Annotated in this window: 6 protein-coding genes; all 6 read right to left on the bottom strand. The window is 69.4% G+C overall.

From position 1 onward, the window contains the following. The coding region (locus tag VF647_03025; GenBank protein HEX8451039.1) for an SGNH/GDSL hydrolase family protein at positions 1-1,377 on the bottom strand (1,377 nt) is incomplete at its 3' end. Positions 1,378-1,469: 92 nt separating this feature from the next. After that, the gene (locus VF647_03020) at positions 1,470-3,305 is read right to left on the bottom strand and encodes a carbamoyltransferase (protein ID HEX8451038.1); all 1,836 of its coding nucleotides are present in this window, start codon (positions 3,303-3,305) and stop codon (positions 1,470-1,472) included. A gap of 3 nt (positions 3,306-3,308) precedes the next feature. After that, positions 3,309-3,458 carry a DUF5989 family protein gene (locus VF647_03015; protein HEX8451037.1) on the bottom strand — a complete coding sequence of 50 codons (150 nt, stop codon included), beginning with the start codon at positions 3,456-3,458 and terminating at the stop codon, positions 3,309-3,311. 175 nt (positions 3,459-3,633) lie between these two features. Beyond that, a complete protein-coding gene (locus VF647_03010) occupies positions 3,634-4,998 on the bottom strand; it encodes a transposase (protein ID HEX8451036.1) in 1,365 nt (454 codons plus the stop codon). Positions 4,999-5,104: 106 nt separating this feature from the next. Continuing rightward, positions 5,105-5,530, bottom strand: coding sequence for an SxtJ family membrane protein (locus tag VF647_03005; protein HEX8451035.1), 426 nt, complete (start codon positions 5,528-5,530; stop codon positions 5,105-5,107). 121 nt (positions 5,531-5,651) lie between these two features. Continuing rightward, positions 5,652-6,197, bottom strand: a complete 546-nt coding sequence (locus VF647_03000) for a hypothetical protein (GenBank protein HEX8451034.1) — start codon at positions 6,195-6,197, stop codon at positions 5,652-5,654. Positions 6,198-6,489: the final 292 nt, after the last annotated feature.

The raw sequence follows: 6,489 nt of genomic DNA, 5'->3' as shown, positions 1-6,489 counted from the left end.
CGCGGCGCGGGCCTGCGCGGCGGGAACGGCGCGGGTCCAGGGGCCGATCATCCCCTTCGCCCGCAGCGCCTGGTAGAAGGCATCCGCGATCACGAAGTAGCCCTGCACGTTGGGGTGCAGGTGCTCCAGCATCACGGCGTCGCCCACCACGCCGCCGGGGGACGCGCGCTCCAGCGCCCGGCGCGTGTCCACGACCGTCGCGCCGTGGCGGGCGGCCTCCTCGCGTATGATGCGGTTGACGTCCTCCGGCGCGCGGAAGCGGAGCTGGTCGCGGTCCCGAGCCGCGCGATAGGCGGCGCGCGCGCCCGCCACGTCGCCGCGTGCCTCGGCGCAGCGCGCGAGCGCAAAGAACGCGTCGGCGGCGGTGCTGTCGATGCGCACGGCATCGTGCAGCGCGCGCTCCGCGGCCGGGGTGTCGCCACGCGCCATCGCCTGCACGCCGGCGCGGTAGGCGCGCTCCCACGCGGCGCGCTCGGTGCCCGGCAGCAGCGCGCTGGCGAACGGACGCTGGCCGCGATCGTTGCTGGCCACGGTGCCGATCAGCACCGGGATGCCGCTCGCCTTGTAGCGCGCCAGGAGCTCGGAGAGGTTGGCGCGGAACTGCGCGAGTCCCGCACGGTAGCGCGGCGAGCCGTATGGGATGAGCTGCTCGCCCGCCATCAGCTCCATCACCGAGCGCGCGGAAGCGTCCGCCGCCGGCGCGCGGGAGAGGGCCCGGGCCAGGAGCTGCACGGTGCGCAGCGGGCGGAGCGCGAGGTACGCCTTCACCAGCGCGCGTGAGCGCCCGCCGGACTGCGACGAGCCCACGCCGAATACGCCGTAGAACTCGTTGTGCCCCGTGTAGATCATCACCGCGTCGGGCTTCTGCGCGATGATCTCCCACGACTGGTCGAGGAGCGTGTACGAGTTGACGGCCGTGAGCGCCGTGTTCACCACTTCCACGTCGCGGTCGGGAAAGGTGGCCTGCAGCCGCTCGGCCAGCATGCGCGAGGGCGCGCCGCCGTGCCGGTACGGAAAGCCCGCCGCCGACGACTCGCCCTGGAAGAAGATGCGGAAGCTCCCCGGCGCCTTTTCCGCGCGAAAGAAGTCCATCTGCGGCAGTGGGACGATGCTCCCCGCCCGGAAGTAGCGCCGCGCCACCTCCGGATTCGGGAACAGGTAGTCCGGCTGGCTGGGCGCGCTCACGAAGAGCGGGTACGAGTCGCCGAACCCCGCCAGGCGCAGCCCCCCTTCCAGCACCAGTAAGAAGAGCAGCGGGACCGCGAGCATCACCCCCGCAAAGAGCCGCCGCCGCGCCGGGGAGAGCGGCGCGTAGGGCGCGGGCGCGGCGGTTGGCGGCGCGGGTGCCGGGCGGCGGGGTTTCGGCGGTTTGGGCATGATGGTCTCACGCAAAGGCGCAAAGGCGCAAAGAAAGGGCATCCGTGTCTTTCCTTCGCGTCTTCGCGCCTTTGCGTGACATCTCGGTCCTTTCAGTCGGCTTCGAAGGCGTCGCGGTACGACAGGCGCAGGGCGGGGTCCTGCTCCTCGCGCAGGAGGAAGCAGTTCTCCGCCGCCAGGACGTCGATGTCGGTCCCCATGAAGCAGCGAAAGGCGTCGAGCGGGGAGAGGACGATAGGCTCGCCGCGCACGTTGAACGAGGTGTTCACCAGCACCGGGCACCCCGTGCGCTCCTTCCACGCCGTGAGCAGGGCGTGGTAGCGCGGGTTGGTCTCGCGGTGCACCGTCTGGATGCGTGCGGAGTGGTCCACGTGCGTGACGGCCGGGATCGTCGAGCGGGCGGCGTTCAGCCGGTCGATGCCGAAGAGGGCGTCCTCGCCGGGCGCGGGCGGGCGCCGGCGGCTGGCGGCCACCTCCGCCACCAGAAGCATGTAGGGGCTGTCGACGTCCAGGTCGAACCACTCGGCCACGTCCTCGCGCAGCACCGAAGGCGCGAAAGGGCGGAACGACTCGCGGAACTTCACCTGCAGGTTGAGCCGCCGCTGCATCTCCGGCGAGCGGGGATCGGCCAGAATGGAGCGGGCACCCAGCGCCCGCGGCCCGAACTCCATCCGCCCCTGGAACCATCCCACCGCCTTCCCCGCCTCCAGCGCATCCACCGTGCGCGCGATCAGCTCCGAGTCGTCCAGCAGGGTGAAGCGCGCCCCCGCCTCACGCAGACCCCGCTCCACGTCGCGCTGGCCGTACGATGGGCCCAGGTAGCTGCCGTGCATGGCGTCCAGCCCCGCGGCCGGCTCGCGCGCGCCGCCGTGGAAGCCGTGGTACGCCGCCAGCGCCGCGCCCAGCGCGCCCCCCGCGTCGCCCGCCGCGGGCTGGATCCAGATGCGCTCGAAGCGCCCGTCGCGCAGCACCCGCCCGTTGGCCACGCAGTTGAGCGCCACGCCACCGGCGAGGCACAGGTTCTTCGCCCCGGTTTCGTCCGCGATGGCGCGGGTGAGGCGCAGCACCACCTCGTCGGTCACGGCCTGCACCGAGGCGGCCAGGTCCATGTGGCGCTGCGTCAGCGGCTCGTCGGGCCGGCGCGGCGGGCCGCCGAAGAGGTCGTGGAAGCGGGCGCTCGTCATCCGCAGCCCGGTGCAGTAGTCGAAGTAACGCTGGTCCAGCCGAAAGGAGCCGTCTTCCTTGAGGTCCATCACCCGATCGAGGATCAGGGGCGCGAAGCGCGGCTCTCCGTACGGCGCCAGCCCCATCACCTTGTACTCGCCGGAGTTGACGCGGAACCCCGTGTAGTAGGTGAACGCGGAGTAGAGGAGGCCCAGCGAGTGCGGAAAGTGGATCTCGCGCGTGATCTCCAGCCGGTTCCCGGCTCCGTGCCCCACGGAGGTGGTCGCCCACTCGCCCACGCCGTCCATCGTAAGCACCGCCGCCTCGTGAAAGGGCGACGGATAGAAGGCGCTAGCCGCGTGGCTCAGGTGGTGCTCGCCGAAGAGGAGCCGCTCCTCCCACCGCGTGCCCGGCGCGAGTGATCTCAACTCCCGCGCGAGGAGATCTTTCTGGAAGAGCTTCTCGCGGATCCAGAGCGGCATCGCGCGCCGAAAGGAGGCGAAGCCGCGCGGCGCGAAGGCCAGGTACGTCTCCAGCAGCCGCTCGAACTTGAGGAGGGGCTTGTCGTAGAAGGCGACGTAGTCCACCTCGTCCAGCGAGATCCCGGCTTCGGAAAGGCAGTACAGGAGGGCGTTGCGGGGAAAGCGCGCGTCGTGGCGGCGGCGGGTGAAGCGCTCCTCCTGGGCCGCCGCCACCACGCGGCCGTCGTGCACCAGGGCGGCCGCGCTGTCGTGGTAGTAGGCGGAGATCCCCGCGATCCGCACCCGCTAAAAGAGCGCGTAGATGAAGGGCGCCAGCGCCGAGCCCTGCACCAGCACCAGGAGCCCGCCCAGCAGCAGGAAGACGGCGATGATGGGCAGCAGCCAGAACTTCTTCCTCACCCGCATGTAGTGCCACAGCTCCGCGACGATGGACATCCGGGGATCTCCTCTGAGCGTGTCCAGCAAACCATCCGATTGGGCTCTGGAGCGCTTCCTCGTAGGCTCCTGGTGAGTGGGCAAAACTCATCGGGTAGCTTGCTCTCGTCAGCGGGCGCATCCTCACGGGGCGGCGTGACGCTCGGCAGGGCGGAAAGTGCCCCTGGGGAGGCCCTCAGGCTATTGCGGGCATCACTTCAGCCATCGAATGAGCCCTACGCGCGCGCAGAGCGTTCCTCCAGAGCTTCAGCAGGTTGTGCGTCGTGCACCAAAGCGACCACTCCAGCTGCGCTTTCTGCTTGCCGCGTAGGCGGAAGCGATCCAGCCCGCGGTTTAGCATCTGCCCGAACACCGGCTCGATCGTGCTGCATCGCAGCTTGTAGGCAGCTTTCCCGTCTTCCTTCTCCAGCTTCGCGTCCATCTGGTCGCGCTGCGGGTGCGCGTCCTTCATCTCCTTCGCCCAGTGCACCGTCGCGATCAGCATATCGGTTCCACCCTGCCCATCCAGCGCGCCGTTAGCTTCCGACCAGTAGCCCGCGTCTACCAGCAGCTGTTCGGGACGCGCTCCCGCCTGCTTCTCGCACCTGTCCAGCATCGGGGCCAACAGGTGCACGTCACTCTCCGAGTTGGTCACCTCCTGCGCCACGATGACCTGGCTCTCGCACTCGGCGATGGCCTGCGCGTTGTAGCCCTGCACCCATCCGTGGCGCCCCTTCAGCACCCGGCCCTCCGGATCGGTGCGGTTCGCCCGTGCGTCCTCCCGCAGCTTTACCTCTTCCGGCGGCTTCGGCTTCGGGCCCCTTTTCTTCTTCCCGGTCTGCTCCTCTTCCTGTTTGCGCGCGGCGATCCGCTCCGCCTGCGCCTGCTGCAGCGCCGCTTCCTTCTTCTCGATCTCCGCCAGAGCCTTTCTCAGCCGCTCCGCCCGCTTCCCCGGATCCTTGAGTCCCGAGGGAAGCTCGTCTCCGCGCGCTTCAGGCCCGTGCTCCCGGTCCTCCTTCGCGTCCATCCGCGCCGCTTCCTCCAGCAGCAGCTGCACCTCCTTCTGCAGCTGCTCCCGTTTCCGGTTCTCCGACTGCGAGGCGTTGCCCGCCACCTTGTGCCCGTCCAGCGCCACTCGCCCCAGCTTCACGAGCCCCGCCTCCCGACACAGCTCCAGCACGTCGGTGAACAGCTTCTCCAGCGCTTCCCGGTGCGTCGTTCGAAAGCCACTGATGGTACGGAAATCCGGCTGGTTGTTCGCGGCCAGATACCGGAACGCTACGTCCACCTCCAGCAGCGCCGACATCCTGCGCGAGCTCGTCACCCCGCTGGTGTACCCATAGAGCAGCACCTTCACCATCATCAGCGGATGGTACGCCGGAGCGCCCCAGCCATCCGTCCGATACGCCGCGTAGAAGCTCGCCAGCTTGCCGCATGCGTCCAGCTCGTCGAGCACTTCCGAGAGGAATCGCGCCATGCTGTCCTTTTCCACCCACTCCTGTACCGAGGGTGGCATCAAGTACAGCTGATCCTGGTCGTACGGGAGAAAGTTGTGGCTCATCGGCAGCTCTTCGACGCGGGTTCGATTGCTGTGGACAATCTACTCGCATGAGATCTCTCCCGCCCTCCCCTCTGGAGCCCTACCATGGTTTATTGGACAGGCTCCTCTAGAACGGGCGTTTCATGGTGTCCGGCGCGGGGCCCGGCTCGCGCGGCGTCCAGTAGCTGCGCGCACGCGGGTCGAAGCCGAGCTGGAGCGGACGCCTGCCCACGAGGCGCATCAGCAGACCCACCGGCATGAGCACCAGGTAAAACAGGATGGCGAGGATGATGGGATTCGCCACGCGCGCCATCAGCATCCCCAGGCGCGTCCACGCGCGGTTGAGGGGTGCCAGCACGCTGGGCCGGGCGAGCGCGGCGGCCAGGAAGAGGGCCGCCCCCGCGAGCGCCCACACGCGCACGCCGCCGCCGTGGAGCAGCGGAAGGAGCGCCCACGCGCCGAACGCCACGGCGAACACGATGCCGAAAGCACGGTCGCTGGAGCCCGCGGCCTCGGCGGAGCGCTCGATGTCTTCGTGAAGCTGTGGGCGCACGGGGAGGGATGCGCGGGGGGATCAGGCGTACGAAGTGATAATCATACCGCCGCCGCACCCGTGCAAGGGCGCGACGGCGGCTCTTAGTGTCCGTTCTCTACGCGGCCGGACGTGAGGGCGATCAGAAGCGCACGCTCGCCCCGATTGTCACCCCACCGCCCGCCGCTGGCGCCGCGGACACGGTAACGGGCGCCTTCACGGGCCTCCATCTCTCCTCTGGAAATGCCGCTCCCGCCAGCGATCCCAACGCGCCCCCGATCACCCCCAGCGTCGCGCCCATGAAGACCCCCGCATGGACGGGCGAGCAGACGAGGCACGGGCCGTCGCCGGAATCGTCGTCGTCGAATGCGGCCAGGCCGAACACCGCCCCCGCCGCGGCACCCGCGCCGAGGCCGATCGCTCCGTACTTGAACGCGGACCTTCCGCGCGCCCCGCCCTCCGCGACGTGGAGCGTCCGCACGTCGGCCCAGGCCGTGTAGATCGTCTCGCCGCCAGAGCGGAGGACCAGCGTGTCCGGGTTCGTCTCCAGCACGATCCCGTTCGTGCGCGGAATGCTGCTGGATGTCACCCGCACCCGGTCGCCCGGCGAGACGGCGCGGTCCTGCGCGAGCAGCGGCCCCGCGGCGGCGAGCGCGAGAAGGATCGCAAGGCAAGTGTGGCGTTTCATCACCATCCCTTCGTATGACAAGACTGCGTGCATACCATTCGTCATCCAGGTTGAGCAAAGCCCCGTAACGGAAGTCTCACGCGGAGGCGCGGAGACGCAGAGAGAGAACAGCTAAACGCTTCCTCTGTGGCTTGTAGTTCCCTCTGTGTTCTCTGTGTGAGGCTTTTGCTGTTGCTTTTCTCCGCCCCCGCGCTCCGCGTGAGACCAGGGCGTCCCCGGATCAGAACCTCAGCCGCGCGTGCAGGGCGACGCCCCCAGCAGCCGGTGCCGCGGACACGCTCACCGGCGTCTC

Origin of the sequence: Longimicrobium sp. (genome assembly GCA_036387335.1) — a bacterium.
In the GTDB taxonomy this organism is placed as follows: domain Bacteria; phylum Gemmatimonadota; class Gemmatimonadetes; order Longimicrobiales; family Longimicrobiaceae; genus Longimicrobium.
The sequence above is the reverse complement of the archived record's forward strand: the minus strand, read 5'-3'. Positions and strand labels throughout refer to the sequence as shown.